We start from the raw sequence: 17,800 nt of genomic DNA, 5'->3' as shown, positions 1-17,800 counted from the left end.
CCGCCGGGGCGGGCTGCCAGCCGGGGCCGCGCAAGACGCGCCCGGCGCGCTCGCGCCAGCTCCGGGCGGCCCGGACGTCGCGCGCGATGGCGGCGTACTCGTGGGTGGCGACGCGCAGCGGGTTGTAGGTGGTGATGTTCTTGGTGAGGCCGAAGACGGGCTTGTCGCTCTCCCCCACCCAGGAGCCGAACATCCGGTCCCAGACGATCAGGATGCCGCCGAAGTTCCGGTCGAGGTAGCCGCCCTGGGAGGCGTGGTGGACGCGGTGGTGGGAGGGCGAGTTGAAGACGAACTCCACGGGGCGGGGCAGCTTGCCGATGCGCTCGGTGTGGATCCAGAACTGGTAGACGAGGTTGACCGAGTAGCAGAACGCGATGGCGGCCGGGTGCACGCCCAGCGCGATCATCGGCAGGTAGAAGGGCCAGGAGGTGGCGCTCGTCCAGGGCTGGCGCAGGGCGGTGGTGAGGTTGAACTTGCGGCTGCTGTGGTGGACGACGTGGCAGGCCCACAGGATCCGGATGACGTGGTGGCCGCGGTGCTGCCAGTAGTAGAGGAAGTCCTGGGCGAGCAGCATCAGGAGGACGGTCCACCACAGGACGGGCACGCGGAGCGGGGTGAGCTCGTAGAGCGCGGTGTAGATCGCGACGATCGGGATCTTCCACAGGAAGTCGAAGACGAGGCTGCCGATCCCCATGCCGAGGCTGGTGACGGCGTCCTTGGTCTCGTACCCGGCGGCGTCCTCGTCGGGATGGATGCGGTAGCTCACCAGCTCGATGACGGTGAGCAGTACGAAGGCGGGTATGGACCACAGCACGACATCGGGCAGGTTCGGCATGTCCGCACCATAGAGCGGGGTCCGCGGGCTCGGCTAGAGGTTGTTACCGATCGGTATCCATCTGGGTTACCGGCGGTTCGCAGGCGATGTCCGGTCCGCGTACGGGCGGCTCCCGCCGGAGCGGCTCGTCCGCGAGGACCGAGCCGCGCCGGCGGGGCGTCAGTCCCTCACCAGACCCGGACCGAGCCCCCGCGGGCGAAGGCCGGGCTGGTGGCGGCCGCCGGGACCTCCGTCAGGGGCCGCGCGATCTCGGAGACGAGGGGGCCGTGCTTGGCGGCCACCGCGTCGAGGAGGGCGAGGTCGAAGCCGTACACCCGGGCCGCGTTGCCGCCGACCATGGCGGCGACCTCCTCGCGCGCCAGGCCCGCGTAGGCGATGCGCAGGCCCTCGCGGGAGAACGGGGTGGTGCCCTCGTCGTGGGGGTAGTCGCTGCCCCACATGATCTTGTCGAGGCCGATCCGGTCCCGCAGCGGGACCTCGTGGGGGCGCATGAAGCTCGCTCCCACGAAGCAGTTGTCCCGCCAGACCTCGCTCGGGCCCTTGCCCATGGACTGGGCCAGGCCCGCCCCGAACTTGGCCTCGGCCGTGGCCGAAGCCGCCACCAGGCGACCGTGGTAGTAGTCCAGCATCTCGACCACGCCCGGGATCCAGCCGGAGCCCTGCTCCGTCAGGACCAGTTTCAGCCCGGGGTTGCGGCGGAAGGCCCCGCCGAAGATGAGGTGCCACAGGGCCCGGTGCGAGAACCAGGTGGTCTCCACCATGAAGACGGCCCGCGCCGCCGGTTCGTCGCCGAGCGGCGGCGACGCCGAGCCGCCGTGGTGGTTGACCGGGACGTCGAGCTCGTCGCAGACCGCCCAGATCGGGTCGTAGACGGCCGAGTAGAGCTCCGGGACGGTGGAGCCGGGCGGGACGCCGGGCAGCAGGACGCCGCCGGTCAGACCCGCCTTCCGGGTGCGGCGGATCTCCTCGACCGCCGCGTCGACGTCGTTCAGGAGGATCTGGACCACGCCCGCCCGGCGGCCCGGCGCGTCCGCGCAGAAGTCCGCCAGCCACCGGTTGTGGGCCTGGAGCCCGGCCCAGCGCATCGCGTACTCGGCCGCCGTCGGGGGCTGGGCCATCAGGGAGGCCTTGGGGAAGAACGGCGGGATGGTGTTGGGGAAGAGGACTTCCGCGACGATCCCGTCGGCTTCGAGCTCGGCCAGCCGGCGCTGCGAGTTCCAGTTGCGGTCCGCCGTGTCCGCGAGGAGGTCCTCGTACGGGTTCACGTAGGTGGCGGCCCAGGCGTCGAAGTCCTCGTGGTGGCGCTTCTCCAAGTACGGCTTGTAGTCCAGCAGGTCGGCGCCCGCGTGGCAGTCGGCCGAGATGACCGTGTACCGGTCCTCGCCGGTCACCGGGGTGTCTGAGGTCACGGGTTCACCCCCAGGACCGGGAAGTCGTGGTCCGTCAGCCAGTGCCGGCCCACGTCCCGCGAGCGCGCCCAGGAGGCTTCGACGGCCGCCTGGTCCTCGCTCTGCCCCAGCTCGGCCGGGGTGGGCCCGATGCGGCGGGCGATCGGCGCCAGCTTCCCGGTGTCGAAGCCGAAGACGTCCGCCGCGGCCAGGCCCAGCATCCGGCGGGTCTCGTCGACCGGGATGTCGTGGAAGGTGTTCTTCAGCCAGTTGCGGGTGTTCGGCCAGGTCCCCTCGGGGTGCGGGAAGTCCGAGCCCCACAGGATGTTGTCCACGCCGATCTCGTAGCGCTGGGCGAGTTCGCGCCGTTTGGTGTTGGTGGCGCAGATGAAGACCTGCCGGTCCAGGTACTCGCTCGGCGGCCGCTTCAGCTCCTCGAACGGCGAGAGCTTCTTGCCGCCGTGCGCGCCGAGGTAGAGCCGGTCCATGAACCACAGCTGGTTCGGCAGCCACCAGCAGCCCGACTCGGCCACGCCGAACTTCAGGCCGGGGTGCCGCTCGAAGACCCCGGACCAGAGCAGGAACCACAGCGGGCGGGACGGCCACCAGGTGACCTCGGAGACGAAGATGCCCAGGTGGTCCCCGTACTCGTGGCGCGGGGAGGATCCCGAGTGGGTGACGATCGGCATCCGCGTCTCGGCCGCCGCCGCCCACACCGGGTCGTAACGGCGGTCGTGGTAGGGCGCCTTGTCCACCCACATGGCCGGGATCATCAGGGCGCCCAGCCCCGATTCCTTGGCGCGGTGGATCTCGGCGACGACCTTGTCCGGTTCGCCGGTGATGGGCAGCAGCGCGACCCCGCAGTGCCGCTCGGGGTTCTCCGAGACGAACTCGGCGAGCCAGCGGTTGTGCGCCTGCGCGCCCGCCATGCCGAGCTCGGGATCCTGGTCGCCGGAGAGCCCGAGGCCGACCCCGAAGGGGGCGGCGGTCTGGCTGTCCACGGCGTCGGCGTCGGGGAAGACGACCTCGGCGGCCACGCCGTCGCCGTCGAGCTCCTTCAGCCGCTGAGCGACGTCCCAGCCGCCCTTGAGTCCCTCCTCGTGGTCGTGGAACCACTTCTCGGCGAAGGCCTCGTTGCGGACGCCGAGGCGGGTGGCCTCGGCGCGGCGGGCGTCGCGCTGGCCGAGGAACTCGTCGAACTGGGCGTGGAACGCGCTGTCCAGGTAGGGGCGGTACTGCTCGGTCGGCAGCCCCGCGTGGCAGTCGGAGGAGATGATCAGATACGGGTCTTCGTACGCACTCACGACGACGCTCCTCAGTCGGGTCAGTCGAGTCAGTCGAGGATGAAGCTCTCCAGGTAGGCGGGATTGGCGCGGTCGAGCATCGACTGCGACCGGGCGCGGATCTGCCGGTCGCTGTGCTCGCTGTCGGGGAGCATCCAGAAGCGGTCGGCGCGGATGCCGTCCACGACGTGGTCGGCGACGTCCTCGACGGGGGTGAAGTCCACTTCGTGGCCGGCCCGCCTCATGGCGGACTCGTACTGGTCGAGGCTGCGGTAGGGGCTCTTGCGCGGGCGTTCCTTCGCGTACCTTTCGGGCCGGTTGCGGTGCGACTCCCACAGGCCGGTGCGCAGCATGTGCGGTCCGGGGAAGAGCACGGAGGCACCGATGGCCGCGCGTTCCGCCTTGAGGTGGGCGTAGAGCGATTCGGTCATGGTGACCACGGCCGCCTTGGTGACCGCGTACACGGAGGCGGTGGGGAGCGGGGCGATGCCTCCGTCGCCGGAGGAGGTGTTGACGATGTGGCCCGGTCCGCCGGCCGCGATCATGCGCGGGACGAACGCCTGGATGCCGTGGAAGACGCCCCAGATGTTGACGGAGAAGGCCCACTTCCAGTCGTTGGGCTCGTGCTCCCACATCCGGCCCTCGGCGCCGGAGCCGACGCCCGCGTTGTTGCAGAGCACGTGCACGGCGCCGTAGGTGTCGTAGGCGGCGTCGGCCAGCGAGATCACGGAGTCGCGGTCGCTGACGTCGACGATCTCCGCGAGCACCTCGGCGCCGTCCGCCGCGAGTTCACCGGCGGCCTTGCGCAGGGCGCCCTCCTCGACGTCGGCGAGGACGACCTTCAGTCCCTCGGCGGCGAAGCGCCGGGCCATGGCCAGGCCGATGCCACTGGCGGCTCCGGTGACGACGGCCACCTGTCCTGGTTCGAGTCGCATGTCAGACGCTGCCTTCCGGAGGACCGTCCAGGATCTGCATGGGGTCGTCGTAGCGCTGGTGGATGTACGGGAGCAGGGCCTGGGCGCTGACGCGTTCGACGACCCTGCCCTTCTGGTCGGTGGTCTTCTCGCCGATGGTGAGCTCGACGAGGCGGCGTACGGGGAGGTCGGCGACGGGGTCGAACATCGACTCCCGGAGCACGACGTCGCCGGTGATGTGCTCCAGCTTGCGGATCTTCTCGTTGCGCGTGCAGTGCACGAGCACCGGATCGGCGTCGAAGCCCGAACCGTCCACCGCGGGAAGGAACTTGAAGTAGAAGTCGGTCTTCGTGGTGGGCTCGGGCAGCGGCAGTTCGCGGTCCACCGCCCCGCGCACCTCCACGAAGGCGATCCCGTGCCGGGCCAGGGAGGCCCGTACGACGAGGCCGTCGCGCTCCACGGTGACCTCGCCGAGCTTCTTCGGCTCGCCGAAGACCTCGCGGCCGCCGATCAGGGCCCGCTCGTGGGTCATCGGCATGACCAGCGGGTACCAGCCCTCGACCCCGCCGTGCTGGGCGGCGACGGCCACCGAGCCGGCGCCGAGCGGGTAGCCGGGCAGGTCCACCTTGCTGATGTTGGCCCGCACCAGGGGCCGGTCCGCGGGCTTCAGGGGCGGCGGCAGGACCGCCGCCACCACGTCCGGATCGCTCTCCCAGACGGCCACCACGCCGGTGGACCAGATGTCGGGGAGCTTGGAACTCTTCTCGCGCGACGCCGCGATCTCGGCTTCGGTTCGCGCTCCGTACCGTACGCGTGCCATGTCGAGCACCACCCTTCGGTCGGTTCTGTAACACAGTTACACCGACACCGATGAAGGGTAAATACCCTTGCACGCACCTGAACTGACGGACCGACAGAAAGTTGGGACCGCTGCCATGGCCAGAACCACGCTGACCCGCGCCGAGGTCCTGGACGCGGCCGCCGTGCTCGTCAAACAGCACGGTCCGGCCGCCCTCACCATGCGCAAGCTCGCGGCCGAGCTGGGCACGGCGGTGACCTCCATCTACTGGCACGTCGGCAACCGCGAATCCCTGCTCGACGCCCTCGTGGAGCGCACCGTCCAGGACATGGGCGCGATCCTCCCCCACACTCCGTCCGGGGGGACCGCCGGGGCCGGCCGCAACCCCGGCGAACGGATCCTGTCGGTGGCCCGGATCCTGCGCCGTGAACTGCGCGGGCGCCCGCACCTGATCGCGATGGTGCACGAGCGCGGACTCACCGAGCGGATGTTCCTGCCCGCGCAGCAGGCCCTGGTGCACGAGGTGCACGCGGCCGGCCTGCGCGGATCGCGGGCCGCGGACGCGGTGCGCGCCATCCAGTTCCAGATCATCGGCTTCGTCCTGGTCGAGCGCAATCGCGAACGCTCCCCCGCCCAGTCCCCCGCCGAGAGCGAGCTGTGGGACCCGGCGGCCGCCCCCCACGACCCGCCGCTGGCCCGCGCGCTGGCCCGGCCGGCCGATCCGGAGCGGCTGTTCCTGCTGTCCGTACGGGCCCTGGTGCAGTCCCTGCTGGCGCCGTCCGGGCCGCCGCGGTAAATCAGTTCGCGGCCCTGGGCCCCCGTGGCGGTCGACGCCCTCGAGGGCACGGCGGCTTCGGGTGTCGGCGCGGGCCGATATCCTCTGTGACCATGCTCGCCGACCGTACGACCGCAGAGACGATGTGGCCGACCGCGTACCCACAGGGGTACGCGGTCGTCGACGTGGAGACCACCGGGCTCGCTCGCGACGACCGGATAATCTCCGCCGCCGTCTACCGGCTGGACGCCCAGGGCAACGTCGAGGACCACTGGTACACGCTGGTCAACCCGCTCCGCGACCCCGGACCCGTGTGGATCCACGGTCTGACCAGCGACATGCTCCAGGACGCCCCGCTCTTCAAGGACATCGCCGAGGAGTTCGCCGGGCGGCTCGCCGATCGCGTGCTGGTCGCGCACAACGCGATCTTCGACTGGCAGATGATCGCCCGCGAGTACGCGCGGGCGGCCGTCACCGCGCCGGTCCGTCAGCGGCTGTGCACCATCGCCCTGTCGAAGGAACTGAACCTCCCGCTGCCCAACCACAAGCTGGAGTCGCTCGCCGCGCACTTCGGCGTGGTCCAGCAGCGCGCCCACCACGCGCTCGACGACGCCCGCGTCCTCGCCGAGGCCTTCCGCCCCTCCCTGCACGCGGCCGCCCGGGACAACGTACGGCTGCCCCTGCTGGAATGCCGCCCGCTGACGGAGTGGTCTGACTCCCCGGTCACCCCGCGCGTCGGGTACCAGTCCTCCTACGGCGGCTCCGGCGCGGGATCCAGCTGGCGGCCCTCGCGGAAGCGGCCGCCGTGTCCGTACCCCAACCCGGGCCGGTACGCGGACGGCGCGCCCCTCAAGCAGGGCATGCGGATCGCCTTCTCCGGCGACACCTCGGTGGACCGGGAGCTGCTGGAGGACCGTGCGGTCGAGGCGGGTCTGCACATCGCGACGAGCGTGTCCCGGCTCACCAGCCTGCTCGTGACGAACGACCCGGACTCGGCGACCTCCAAGACGGTCAAGGCGAAGTCCTTCGGAACTCCGGTCGTCGACGAGGCGGCCTTCACCCAGCTCCTGCGGGACGTGGCTGCGGCAGACGGGTGAGCGTCGGGCGACTCGCCCGGCGCCGGCTTTCCCGGCCCGCCGCTCCGGTCGCACGCTGTGGCGCATGGCACGTTGCGAAGTCTGCGGGAACGATTACGGCATGTCCTTCGAAGTTCATGCACAAGGAGCGGTGCACGTCTTCGACTGCTTCTCCTGCGCCATTCACCGCATGGCGCCCATCTGCGAGCACTGCCGGGTCCAGATCATCGGACAGGGCGTCGAGGTCGAAGGGCAGTGGTTCTGCGGAGCGCACTGCGCCCGCGCCGAGGGGAAGGTGGGAATCACCGACCGCGTCTGAGCCACCCGACCGACCCGACCCGCTCCGGCGGAACCCGCTCTACCGTCGCTCCCCTCCCCTCCTCCCTCCCCCGTCAGCCACGACCCCGGACGGCCACCCGGCCGCCGGGGTCCTCGCCGCTGGGGGTACCGTCGTGGGCGTGTACCGCTTTGTGCTGACCCGGCAGTGGGTGTGCCTCACCCTCATCGGCCTCGCCCTCATCCCCGCGATGATCAGACTGGGGTTCTGGCAGTTCCACCGCCATGAGCACCGGGTCGCGCAGAACGAGCTCATCGCGGCGAACCTGAGGGCGAAGCCCGTCCCCATGACCGAGGTCACCTCCCCCGGACACGTGGTCCCGCGCGCCGACTTCTGGCGGGCCGTGAGCGCCACCGGCACCTACGACCCCGCGCACGAAGTCGTCGTACGGATGCGCACCTCGAACGACGACAAGGTCGGCTTCCAGGTCGTGACCCCGCTGGTGCAGGCCGACGGCCGGGTGGTGCTCGTCAACCGCGGCTGGGTGGCGGGCGGTGACGACCCGCGCGCCTACCCGCCGGTGCCGGCCCCGCCCGCCGGCGAGGTGACGGTGACCGGGCGGCTGAAGGCCGACGAGACGAGCGGCGGCAGCGGCATCAAGGACCGCAAGGGTCTCCCCGACCGCCAGGTGATGCTGATCAACAGCACGCGGCAGGCGGAGTACCTGGGCAAGCCCGTCCTCGGCGGATACCTGGAACTCACCGCCCCCCTCCCGGCGGACGGGAAGCCCGAGGCGGTCGCCGAACCCGACCACGATTCGATCGGCCCCCACGTGGCGTACGCCGTGCAGTGGTGGCTCTTCACCTTCGCGGTGCCGGTGGGCTGGACGATCCTCGTGCGGCGCGAGAAGCGCGACCGCCAGGAGGCGGCCGCCGCTGCCGCCGCGGCCGCCGAGCGGGAGTCCGTACCGACGGCGTAGCGTGTCGGCATGGATCTTGGACTGAAGGACCGCGTCTACGTCGTCACCGGAGCCACGAGGGGCCTCGGGTTCGCCTCCGCACGTGAACTGACCGCCGACGGCGCGAAGGTGGTGCTCACCGGGCGGGACGCGGCGCGCGCCGAGTCCGCCGCGGCGGAGCTGGGCCCGGGCGCGGTCGGCGTGGCCGCCGACAACTCCGACCCGCGGGCCGCCGCCCGCCTCGTCGCGACGGCCCGGGAACGCTTCGGCCGCTTCGACGGCATCCTCATCAGCGTGGGCGGCCCGGCACCCGGTTCGGCGGCCGACAACACCGACGCGCAGTGGACGGCGGCCTTCGAGTCGGTCTTCCTCGGCGCGGTCCGCCTCGCGCGGGCCGCCGCGGCCGAGCTGGGTGAGGGCGGGGTCATCGGCTTCGTCCTGTCGGGTTCGGTCCACGAGCCGATCCCGGGCCTCACCATCTCCAACGGCCTGCGGCCGGGCCTGGCCGGCTTCGCGAAGTCCCTCTCCGTGGAACTGGGTCCGCGCGGCATCCGCGTGGTCGGGCTGCTGCCCGCCCGGATCGACACCGACCGGGTCCGCGAGCTCGACGCCCTGTCCGGGGACACGGCCGCCGCCCGGACCCGCAACGAATCCGGCATTCCGCTGCGGCGCTACGGCACCCCGGAGGAGTTCGGCCGCGCGGCGGCCTTCCTGCTGTCCCCGGCGGCCTCGTACCTGACCGGCGTCATGCTCCCGGTCGACGGCGGCTCCCGCCACGGCTTCTGACGCGGACGGGCTCCCGTCTCCTACGTCACCCGCCGCGCCCGGTGGGGAGTGACGTGCAGCCGGGCCTCCGTCGGGAGGGCCGGCAGGCCCGTCGAAGCCCGGGCGCGGGTCAGGACCGGGCCGCCCAGCGCGGCCAGCGCGTCGGTCGGCACGGCGTGCGGCTCCAGTTCCAGCGCGACCCGCAGGGCCGGAGCCCCGCGCTTGCCCCGCAGCGCGACCCTGCAGTCGGCCACCCCCTCCACCGCGGCCCGTACATCGGCCGCGACGGCCTCCTCCAGCGTCCGCCCGCGCAGCACCGCGAACGCCCCGTCCCCGGTGTCCACCAGGACCGCCGCCGGGCGCGCGCGCCGCAGTTGGGACAGCAGCCACCACAGCGCCAGCAGCACGCACACCCCGAGCCCGGCGAGCATCGCCCACCAGGGCAGCAGCCCCCGGCGCGCCTCCCGCGTCAGCAGCGGTTCCTCGCGGCCCCCGAGCGGCCAGGAGCCGGCCAGCACCGACACCCCCGCCGCCAGCAGGGTCAGTCCGCACAGCGCGAGCAGCGCCCGGTTCACCGTCCCAAGGGTCACCGGCGGTTCACCCGCACCTTCGGCCGCAGCTCGTGCGCGAGGCCCAGTTCCCCGACGCCGACGGCCAGTACCGCGTCCAGGTCGGCCCGTACGTCGTCCAGTTCGCGGAAGTGGGACACGGCCCGGACCCCGACGCGGGCCCGGCCCACCCTGACCCGTACCGACCGCACCCCGGACACCTCCATCACCCGGTCCCGCAGCACCTGCGCGGCGGCCTTGCGCCCCAGCCCGGCCCGGACCTCGGCGTGCTCCGTGCGCATCGGCAGGATCCCGCGGAGCCCCGGCAGGACGGCGAACAGCAGCAGGGCGGCCCCGGCCGCGGCGAGGACGCCGCCGCCGATCAGGACGCCCGGGTCCGCCGGGGTGTGCCGCTCCAGCTGGCGGGCCAGCTCGCGGCGCCAGCCCATCCCGGGCCGGTGGGCCCGTACGGCGGCCAGGTCGTACAGGAACAGCCCCGCCACCCCCAGTACGGCGCAGGCCGTGACGGCGGCCGGGACCCGCCGGGAGGACCGGAAGCGGGCGCTCACCGCAGCCGCCGGTCCCGCCGGCCGGCGGCGGGCCGGGCCTGCGTGGGGCGCAGCCGCTCGATGTCGATGTCGACCTCGGGTACGGCCATCTCCGCGTACTCCTCGACGCGCAGCGCGACCTGGCGGCGTACGGCCGCGCACTGGGCGGCGAGGTCGCTGGGGTAGCCGAGCTCCAGGCTCACCCGTACGCGGGCGATGTCGTGGTGCACGGTGACGGTGGCGTGCGGCGGGGCCGCGTCGGGCACCGGCCGCGCGAGTGTCTCCCGCGCGGCCTGGGCCGCGATCTTCGCCACGACCCGGTCGGCGACCCGGGTGGCCCCCCGCTCGGCGGCGTCCACTCGGGGCGGGACCGACCTCGACGGCGTGCTCATCGGTCCCGGTTCCGGCCACGGAACCGGTCGCGGGGTCGGTCGCGGGGTCGGAAGAAGTCGCCGGGTTCCAGGTCACCGTCGAGGAACCGGCCGACGACGAAGCCGATGGCGCCGAGCGCTGCCACCAGCAGAAAGGCCCCGAAGCCGCCGAAGTACCCGGCGAACCCCAATGCCATGCCGGCCACCAGGCCGACGACTGCCATGCTCATGCGGGCTCCTCTACTGCAGTCGGGACTCCGGCTCCTCGTCGTCCTCGTCGGGCAGCTTGACGTCGCCGACCGCGATGTTGACCTCGACGACCTCCAGGCCGGTCATCCGCTCCACCGCCGAGATGACGTTCTCACGGACGGCCCGGGCCACGTCCCGGATCGACACGCCGTAGTCCACGACGATCTCCAGGTCGAGGGCGGTCTGCAGCTCGCCGACCTCCGCCTTGACGCCCCGGCTGACGGAGGACTTGGCCCCGCCGGGGACGCGGTCGCGGACGGCGCCGAAGGTGCGGGAGAGGCCGCTCCCGCTGCCCATGGCGTGGACGCCGACCACCTCGCGGGCGGCGAGCCCGGCGATCTTCTCGACGACACCATCGGCGATGGTCGTGCGACCTCGGTCGGCGGGGGGCTTGGCGGTGCTTCCCGAAGTGGATTCGGTCATCTCGTGTCCCTTCACGCGGTGGGCTCCCCGACCACGTTAAGCCGCGGCCCGCGCCGCCGCGCGGACTGCGCCGCGTTTCCGTTCCCCGGACTCCGCCTCAAACTCGCCCGGCCACCGCTGGGAGGGGCCCCCTGGCGGGGCCGGAAAATCCAGCCCCGCCGCCGTTTGAGGCGCGGGGGTCCGGGGGCAGAGCCACCGGCAACGGCGCCGCACGGCTATTCGGCGAGCCCCGCGAGGTCCCGCAGGCGGCGGCCCTGCGCCGCGCGCTCCGCCACCCGCTGGTCGTCGTACGCGCGCGACCCCGCCCCACGGAGCAGTGCCTTCGTCTCGATCACCGCGTCCCGCGGCGGGGCCAGCAGCGCCGTGGTGAGGTCCTGGACCGCCGCGTCGAGTTCGCCGACCGGGACGACCAGGTTGGCGAGACCCACCCGTTCCGCCTCCTCGGCATGCACGAAGCGGCCCGTCGCGCAGATTTCGAGCGCGCGGGCGTAGCCGACCAGCTCGGTCAGCGGCTGGGTGCCGGCGAGGTCCGGGACCAGGCCCAGCCCGGTCTCGCGCATGGCGAACTGCACGTCGTCCGCGACGACGCGCAGATCGCACGCGAGGGCAAGCTGGAAACCGGCACCGATCGCGTGCCCCTGTACGGCGGCCACGGAGATGATGTCGTTGCGCCGCCACCAGGTGAACGCTTCCTGGTACTCGGCGATGGTCGAGTCGAGCAGTTCGTCCGAACCGCGCGCCAAGTCGATGAACGACGGCTCGCCCTCGAAGCCTTCGGGGGTGAACGCCTGCCGGTCGAGCCCTGCGGAGAAGGACTTCCCTTCGCCGCGCAGCACGACGACCCGGACGGTGCCCGGCAACGACCGTCCGGCCTCCGCCAACGCCCGCCAGAGCGCGGGGGATTGAGCGTTTCGCTTGGCCGGATTGGTCAGTGTCACCGTGGCGAGCGTGTCGTCGACGGTGAGCCGTACGCCGTCCTTGTCGAGCAGAGCCATCTGGGTGCCTCCGGTGGGGCTGTGCGGTCGGTTGGCCGCGATGTCGGCCTAAGTGACTGCACAGTAACCACCCGGTCGGCCGTGGAGCCGACCGGGGGTCACCGAAGGCGGTGGAACCGAACCGCAAGTGGAACCGGAACCGCAAGTGGAACCCGATCCGCTGGGGAACGGGACCCGGTGAAGCTCAGTACGGAAAAACCATTGGATCCAATTTGGAACCGGTGGTCAGGCCGCAGCCGCCTTCTTGCCGCGCGTCGCGCCACCGCGACCTCGCAGCGCGACTCCGGACTCACTGAGCATCCGGTGGACGAATCCGTAGGACCGGCCGGTCTCTTCGGCCAGCGCCCGGATACTCGCACCGGAGTCGTACTTCTTCTTCAGGTCTGCCGCGAGCTTGTCACGCGCGGCGCCGGTTACCCGGCTGCCCTTCTTCAGAGTTTCGGCCACCCGTGCCTCCTCTATGGGAAGTGCGCTCTGGACTTCTCATGATCACCCCTCCCCGGCTTCCTGGCCACCCATTCAGCAAGGTCCGTACGACGGCATTTCTCGCGGGGTGGACACCCGAGCAGAACGGAATCTCCCCTTCCGCTGCATGACCTCCGTCACATTTGCTCTCCCCCGGGGTGAATCGCCAGGTCAGGGGCAGGAACGGGAAACGACGAACCCCGGTCGCGCATCGGTGACGATGCGGCCGGGGACGTCCATGCGTGCGGAACGGGTATGAGACCGTCTCACTCAGATGATGGATCACGCCTGAGCCGAATGATCCATAAGCGACTGGATCAACTCGCGGAAGCGGATCAGGCGAGCGCCACGAGGTCCCGGTAGTCCGGGCCCCAGAGGTCCTCGACGCCGTCCGGCAGCAGGATGATCCGCTCCGGCTCCAGCGCTTCCACGGCTCCCTCGTCGTGCGTCACGAGGATGACCGCGCCCTTGTAGGTGCGCAGCGCGCCGAGGATCTCCTCGCGGCTGGCCGGGTCGAGGTTGTTGGTGGGCTCGTCGAGCAGCAGCACGTTCGCGGAGGAGACGACCAGCGTGGCCAGGGCCAGGCGGGTCTTCTCGCCACCGGAGAGCACGCCCGCCGGCTTGTCCACGTCGTCACCGGAGAAGAGGAACGAGCCGAGCGTCTTGCGTACGGCGACCAGATCCAGGTCCGGCGCGGAGGAGCGCATGTTCTCCAGGACGCTGCGCTCCGGGTCCAGGGTCTCGTGCTCCTGGGCGTAGTAGCCGAGCTTGAGGCCGTGGCCGGGGATGACCGTGCCCGTGTCGGGCTTCTCGGTGCCCGACAGCAGGCGCAGCAGCGTGGTCTTGCCGGCGCCGTTGAGGCCGAGGATGACCACGCGGGAGCCCTTGTCGATGGCCAGGTCGACGTCGGTGAAGATCTCCAGGGAGCCGTACGACTTCGAGAGGCCCTCCGCGGTCAGCGGGGTCTTGCCGCAGGGTGCCGGGTCCGGGAAGCGCAGCTTGGCGACCTTGTCGGAGGCGCGGACGGCCTCCAGGCCGGCGAGCAGCCGGTCGGCGCGCTTGGCCATGTTCTGGGCGGCGACGGTCTTGGTGGCCTTGGCGCGCATCTTGTCGGCCTGCGAGTTCAGCGCCGCGGCCTTCTTCTCGGCGTTCTGGCGCTCGCGCTTGCGGCGCTTCTCGTCGGCCTCGCGCTGCTGCTGGTAGAGCTTCCAGCCCATGTTGTAGACGTCGATCTGGGAGCGGTTGGCGTCCAGGTAGAAGACCTTGTTGACGACCGTCTCGACCAGGTCGACGTCGTGGGAGATCACGATGAAGCCGCCGCGGTAGGTCTTCAGGTAGTCGCGCAGCCAGACGATCGAGTCGGCGTCGAGGTGGTTGGTCGGCTCGTCGAGGAGGAGCGTGTCGGCGTCCGAGAAGAGGATCCGGGCGAGCTCCACACGGCGGCGCTGACCGCCGGAGAGGGTGTGCAGCGGCTGGCCGAGGACCCGGTCGGGCAGGCCGAGCGCGGCCGAGATGGTCGCGGCCTCGGACTCGGCGGCGTACCCGCCCTTGGTGAGGAACTCGGTCTCCTGGCGCTCGTACTGGCGCAGGGCCTTCTCGCGGGTGGCGCCGGCTCCGGAGGAGATGCGCTCCTCGTTCATCCGCATCTTCTTGAGCAGGACGTCGAGACCGCGCGCGGACAGGATCCGGTCGCTGGCCAGTACGTCGAGGTCGCCGGTGCGGGGGTCCTGCGGGAGGTAGCCGACCTCGCCCGAGCGGGCGATGCTGCCGGCGGCGGGCTGCGCCTCGCCGGCGAGGCACTTGGTGAGGGTGGTCTTGCCGGCTCCGTTGCGGCCCACGAGGCCGATGCGGTCACCCTTGGCGACGCGGAAGGAAGCGTTCTCGATGAGGATGCGGGCGCCGGCGCGCAGCTCGATGCCGGTGGCGGTGATCACGGAAATACTCCAGGGCGGGGTGGGGACGGCGGAAGGCAGGACGCGATGCTTCGACGCCGCTAATCCGCGAGGAGATTTGCCATGGGAGTCATTCTACCGGGGGTGCGCAACTACTTTCGGGCCCGCCCGCCCCGGGCCGGACGGCGTGCGCCCCCTGCGACCCGTCCCCCGTTCGGCCCAGCGACACGCCCGGCGGCCGAGGGGCGTACCAGGATGAACGGGTTGATACTCGCCGCAGGGGTGGACAAGGCCCCTTTCGCTGCACGGACAGCACGGATGGAGGGCGGTGCGGGATGCAGTTCGACGACGACGCCAATCTGGACACTTCCGAGGTCAAGGACGTGCGCGGTAGCCGCGTCCCGGGCGGGAGGGCGACCATCGGCGGCGGCCTCGTGGGTCTCATCGCGCTCGTCATGGGTCTGCTCTTCGGCGTCGGTCCCGAGCAGCTGGGCCTGTCCGACGGGAATCCGGAGCCGGCCTCGACCTCTTCCTCCGCCAGCCAGGTGCAGCAGACCTGCAAGACCGGGCAGGACGCGAACGCCCGGGAGGACTGCCGGCTGGTCGCGGTGATCAACAGCACCCAGGACTTCTGGAAGCAGGAGTTCACCAAGCGCGGGGGCCGCTACTCCCCCGCGCAGACGGTGTTCTTCACCGGGAAGGTGGGCACCGCCTGCGGGGCGGCCACCTCGGCGGTCGGGCCCTTCTACTGCCCCGGTGACCGGCAGGTCTATCTGGACCTGGGCTTCTTCAACGAACTGCGCGACAAGTTCGGCGCGACCGGCGGACCCTTCGCCCAGGCGTACGTGGTCGCGCACGAGTACGGGCACCACATCCAGAACCTGACCGGCACCCTGCAGAAGGCCCAGGACGGGCGGCAGGGCGCGAGCAGCAACGCGGTACGGGTGGAGCTGCAGGCCGACTGCTACGCCGGGGTGTGGGCGCACAACGCGACGAAGACCCCGGACGAGTCCACCGGCAAGCCGCTGATCACCAGCCTGACGGACCAGGACATCAAGGACGGCCTGGACGCGGCGGCCGCGGTCGGCGATGACCGGATCCAGGAGAAGTTCCAGGGCCGGGTGACCCCGGAGTCCTGGACGCACGGCTCGGCGGAGCAGCGCCAGCAGTGGTTCTACCAGGGCTACCGCACCGGCGACATGGCCCAGTGCAACACCTTCCGCTGACTTCTCGCGGCTCTTTGCCATGCTGTGCCCCGGGTCATCATCCGCACACGGCACAGGGAGTGATCGTCATGGCAGGCGTTCCGTCCATTTGTCCGACACTGCTCTACACCGACGCCAAGGCCGCGATGCAGCAGCTCACGGAGGCGTTCGGTTTCACCCGGGTCGCGGCGTACGAGGGTGAGGACGGGTCCGTGATGCACGCGGAGCTGTCCTACGGGAACGGCGTGGTGATGCTCGGCAGCAAGGGCCGCGGCGGGGTCTTCGACAAGGTCATGGCCTCGGCGGGCCCGGCCGGGGTCTACGTGGTCGTCGACGACGTGGACGCCCACCACCGCCGGGCCGTCGAGCACGGCGTGGAGATCCTGATGGAGCCGACCGACCAGGACTACGGCTCCCGGGACTACATGGCCCGCGACGCCGAGGGCAACGTGTGGAGCTTCGGGACGTACGCGCCGCAGGGCTGACCCCGCGGCGCGTACGCCGGTGCCCGTAGCGGTCCCCGGTCCCGCGGGGCGCTACGCGCCGCCGGTGTGTACCTGGAAGGCGGCCCGGCGGACCGCCTTGGCCAGGGCCGGGTCCGGATGGGCGGCGGCCAGCGCGACCAGTACCTGCACCGTGCGGGGATGGCCGACCGCGCGGACCTCGTCCAGCAGCCGCGGGACGGTGGTGCGCACGGCCGAGTCCAGGTGGCGGGCCAGCAGTTCGGCCTCGCCGTGGTCGGCGATGGCTGCCGCCGTGTCCACCCAGAGCCAGGTCTGCTCCTCGGCGGTGAGCACGTCCTGGGCCTCGTCGGGGTCCACCCCGTCGTGCACGGCGAGCCAGAGCAGCGCGTAGGGGCGCAGCGTCGCCTCGCGGGTGGCCGCGCGGACCTCGGGCTCGGCGGGGGCTCCGACCACGCGCAGCGCCTCGAAGGCGAGCCCGCGCAGCAGCGCGTCCTCGCCGCGGGCCGCGTTCAGCAGCTCGGAGACGGCGTGGCCGACGGGCCGGGCGGCCAGCCAGGCCTGGTATTCGGCGCGGGCCGGGCCCGGGGTGAGCCGGGCGCAGCCGCGGAGCATGGCGGCGGCGGACTGCTCGATGTTCCCGGCCGGGCTCTGCGCGGCGACGCAGATCTGTTCCAGCTTGACCCAGACGGCCCAGCTCCCGAGCGGGGTCAGGGCGGCCCTGGCGGGGCCGAGGGTGACGGCGTCGACGGCGGCGAGCCCGCCGAGCGCCCAGCGCAGCAGCCGGGCGAGTGGTACGGGGGCCGGGGCGGGGGCGCCCGCCCTGGGCGCATCGGCCGTGGGGGCGTCGGCCGTAGCCGCGTCCGCCTGCGCGGTGGCCTCGTAAGGGACTTCACACCGCTCGTCGCGCAGTTCCTCGACGCGCTGCCCCAGCAGGTCCAGCAGGTCCGGGACGGTCACGGGACCGGCGGAGAGCTGGAGCAGGGACAGCAGTTGCGGCATGGCCTCGACGACCTCGGCGACGGCCGCGGGGGCGATGTCGGCGGGGGCGGGGTGGACCAGTGACCAGGCGTCGAACAGGGCGACCCAGCCGCGCAGTACGGCGGAGTCGTCCCGGTCCCAGGCGCGCAGGCGCCAGCCGGGCCGGGCCTGGCCGCCGTGCACCTCCACCAGGCCGGCGAGCCGCGAGCGGTCCCAGCCGACCCGGATCTGCCCAGGCGTCAGGCGCAGCTGCGCGGCGGCGCGTTCGACGTCTGCGGCGGGCAGGGCGCCCGGCGGGGCGGGCCTTCCGCCGTCTCCCGCACCGAGGTTGACCTCGGCCCAGCGGGCGAGGCGTACGGCATCGGCGAGCGAGGCTCGGGCCCTGTTCGCGAGGTCGGCCGTGGCGGGGGTGCCCGCCGGGGGCCTGGGCGCGGTCCGGGTTCGCCGGTCGGTCACCGCCTTGCGGGCCGTACCCACGGACCTCGGGTAGACGAGTCGGAGTCTGGAGTCGCGAGCCAACTGCTCATCAGGCTTTCGGGACGTCACGTGAGCAGTCTCGCCGGTCTCCGGCCGAAAGCCCAAACGGAACCGG

The 17,800-nt window shown here is 72.0% G+C and carries 21 protein-coding genes; 7 read left to right on the top strand and 14 right to left on the bottom strand.

What is annotated here, in order from left to right; genetic code table 11:
* The 5 genes from J7E97_RS26195 to J7E97_RS26175 form a co-directional block, all read right to left on the bottom strand.
* On the bottom strand, window positions 1–835 hold an 835-nt coding region (locus tag J7E97_RS26195), incomplete at its 3' end, for a sterol desaturase family protein (protein ID WP_215031952.1).
* Between the two features lie 167 nt (window positions 836–1,002).
* Window positions 1,003–2,226 carry an amidohydrolase family protein gene (locus J7E97_RS26190; protein WP_215031964.1) on the bottom strand — a complete coding sequence of 408 codons (1,224 nt, stop codon included), beginning with the start codon at window positions 2,224–2,226 and terminating at the stop codon, window positions 1,003–1,005.
* A gap of 14 nt (window positions 2,227–2,240) precedes the next feature.
* Window positions 2,241–3,527 carry an amidohydrolase family protein gene (locus tag J7E97_RS26185; protein ID WP_215031949.1) on the bottom strand — a complete coding sequence of 429 codons (1,287 nt, stop codon included), beginning with the start codon at window positions 3,525–3,527 and terminating at the stop codon, window positions 2,241–2,243.
* Window positions 3,528–3,556: 29 nt separating this feature from the next.
* On the bottom strand, window positions 3,557–4,441 hold the full coding sequence (locus J7E97_RS26180) for an SDR family NAD(P)-dependent oxidoreductase (protein WP_215031946.1): 885 nt from the start codon (window positions 4,439–4,441) through the stop codon (window positions 3,557–3,559).
* A gap of 1 nt (window position 4,442) precedes the next feature.
* The gene (locus J7E97_RS26175) at window positions 4,443–5,240 is read right to left on the bottom strand and encodes an acetoacetate decarboxylase family protein (RefSeq protein WP_215031943.1); all 798 of its coding nucleotides are present in this window, start codon (window positions 5,238–5,240) and stop codon (window positions 4,443–4,445) included.
* A 115-nt stretch (window positions 5,241–5,355) separates the two neighbouring features.
* On the opposite strand from J7E97_RS26175, the gene J7E97_RS26170 reads away from it, so the two are divergent.
* The 5 genes from J7E97_RS26170 (at window position 5,356) to J7E97_RS26150 (ending at window position 9,091) form a co-directional block, all read left to right on the top strand.
* Window positions 5,356–6,015, top strand: a complete 660-nt coding sequence (locus J7E97_RS26170; protein ID WP_215031941.1) for a TetR/AcrR family transcriptional regulator — start codon at window positions 5,356–5,358, stop codon at window positions 6,013–6,015.
* 86 nt (window positions 6,016–6,101) lie between these two features.
* The gene (locus J7E97_RS26165; protein ID WP_215031938.1) at window positions 6,102–7,091 is read left to right on the top strand and encodes a DEDDh family exonuclease; all 990 of its coding nucleotides are present in this window, start codon (window positions 6,102–6,104) and stop codon (window positions 7,089–7,091) included.
* Window positions 7,092–7,155: 64 nt separating this feature from the next.
* Entirely contained in the window at window positions 7,156–7,389 is a 234-nt protein-coding gene (locus J7E97_RS26160) for a hypothetical protein (RefSeq protein WP_215031936.1), read from the top strand.
* Window positions 7,390–7,528: 139 nt separating this feature from the next.
* A complete protein-coding gene (locus J7E97_RS26155; protein WP_215031933.1) occupies window positions 7,529–8,326 on the top strand; it encodes an SURF1 family protein in 798 nt (265 codons plus the stop codon).
* 9 nt (window positions 8,327–8,335) lie between these two features.
* Complete coding sequence (locus tag J7E97_RS26150) at window positions 8,336–9,091, top strand: SDR family oxidoreductase (RefSeq protein WP_215031930.1); 756 nt, start codon at window positions 8,336–8,338, stop codon at window positions 9,089–9,091.
* 20 nt (window positions 9,092–9,111) lie between these two features.
* On the opposite strand, the gene J7E97_RS26145 is transcribed toward J7E97_RS26150, so the two are convergent.
* The 8 genes from J7E97_RS26145 to J7E97_RS26110 all read right to left on the bottom strand — a co-directional run bounded on the left by J7E97_RS26145 (window position 9,112) and on the right by J7E97_RS26110 (window position 14,603).
* Window positions 9,112–9,660 carry an alkaline shock response membrane anchor protein AmaP gene (locus tag J7E97_RS26145; RefSeq protein WP_215031927.1) on the bottom strand — a complete coding sequence of 183 codons (549 nt, stop codon included), beginning with the start codon at window positions 9,658–9,660 and terminating at the stop codon, window positions 9,112–9,114.
* On the bottom strand, window positions 9,657–10,187 hold the full coding sequence (locus tag J7E97_RS26140; RefSeq protein ID WP_215031924.1) for a DUF6286 domain-containing protein: 531 nt from the start codon (window positions 10,185–10,187) through the stop codon (window positions 9,657–9,659). Before J7E97_RS26140 ends, J7E97_RS26145 begins: the two co-directional genes overlap by 4 nt.
* Window positions 10,184–10,558: an Asp23/Gls24 family envelope stress response protein gene (locus J7E97_RS26135; RefSeq protein ID WP_215031921.1), complete on the bottom strand. Its 375-nt coding sequence runs from the start codon at window positions 10,556–10,558 to the stop codon at window positions 10,184–10,186. The genes J7E97_RS26140 and J7E97_RS26135 overlap by 4 nt, the downstream gene beginning before the upstream one ends.
* Window positions 10,555–10,767, bottom strand: a complete 213-nt coding sequence (locus J7E97_RS26130) for a hypothetical protein (protein WP_215031918.1) — start codon at window positions 10,765–10,767, stop codon at window positions 10,555–10,557. Before J7E97_RS26130 ends, J7E97_RS26135 begins: the two co-directional genes overlap by 4 nt.
* Window positions 10,768–10,777: 10 nt before the next feature.
* On the bottom strand, window positions 10,778–11,209 hold the full coding sequence (locus tag J7E97_RS26125; RefSeq protein WP_215031915.1) for an Asp23/Gls24 family envelope stress response protein: 432 nt from the start codon (window positions 11,207–11,209) through the stop codon (window positions 10,778–10,780).
* Window positions 11,210–11,424: 215 nt separating this feature from the next.
* Window positions 11,425–12,204: an enoyl-CoA hydratase/isomerase family protein gene (locus tag J7E97_RS26120; RefSeq protein WP_215031912.1), complete on the bottom strand. Its 780-nt coding sequence runs from the start codon at window positions 12,202–12,204 to the stop codon at window positions 11,425–11,427.
* A gap of 225 nt (window positions 12,205–12,429) precedes the next feature.
* On the bottom strand, window positions 12,430–12,651 hold the full coding sequence (locus J7E97_RS26115) for a helix-turn-helix domain-containing protein (RefSeq protein ID WP_215031909.1): 222 nt from the start codon (window positions 12,649–12,651) through the stop codon (window positions 12,430–12,432).
* Window positions 12,652–13,004: 353 nt separating this feature from the next.
* On the bottom strand, window positions 13,005–14,603 hold the full coding sequence (locus tag J7E97_RS26110; protein WP_215031905.1) for an ABC-F family ATP-binding cassette domain-containing protein: 1,599 nt from the start codon (window positions 14,601–14,603) through the stop codon (window positions 13,005–13,007).
* A gap of 293 nt (window positions 14,604–14,896) precedes the next feature.
* On the opposite strand from J7E97_RS26110, the gene J7E97_RS26105 reads away from it, so the two are divergent.
* The gene (locus J7E97_RS26105) at window positions 14,897–15,787 is read left to right on the top strand and encodes a neutral zinc metallopeptidase (RefSeq protein WP_215031902.1); all 891 of its coding nucleotides are present in this window, start codon (window positions 14,897–14,899) and stop codon (window positions 15,785–15,787) included.
* A 68-nt stretch (window positions 15,788–15,855) separates the two neighbouring features.
* Window positions 15,856–16,251, top strand: a complete 396-nt coding sequence (locus J7E97_RS26100) for a VOC family protein (protein WP_215031899.1) — start codon at window positions 15,856–15,858, stop codon at window positions 16,249–16,251.
* Window positions 16,252–16,302: 51 nt separating this feature from the next.
* Here J7E97_RS26100 and J7E97_RS26095 read toward each other — a convergent pair whose 3' ends face one another.
* Complete coding sequence (locus tag J7E97_RS26095) at window positions 16,303–17,754, bottom strand: hypothetical protein (RefSeq protein ID WP_374224238.1); 1,452 nt, start codon at window positions 17,752–17,754, stop codon at window positions 16,303–16,305.
* Between the last annotated feature and the right edge of the window lie 46 nt (window positions 17,755–17,800).

The sequence above is a fragment of the Streptomyces sp. ISL-66 genome (assembly GCF_018614135.1).
Taxonomy (GTDB): domain Bacteria; phylum Actinomycetota; class Actinomycetes; order Streptomycetales; family Streptomycetaceae; genus Streptomyces.
This window is presented reverse-complemented; position numbering and strand designations above follow the sequence as displayed.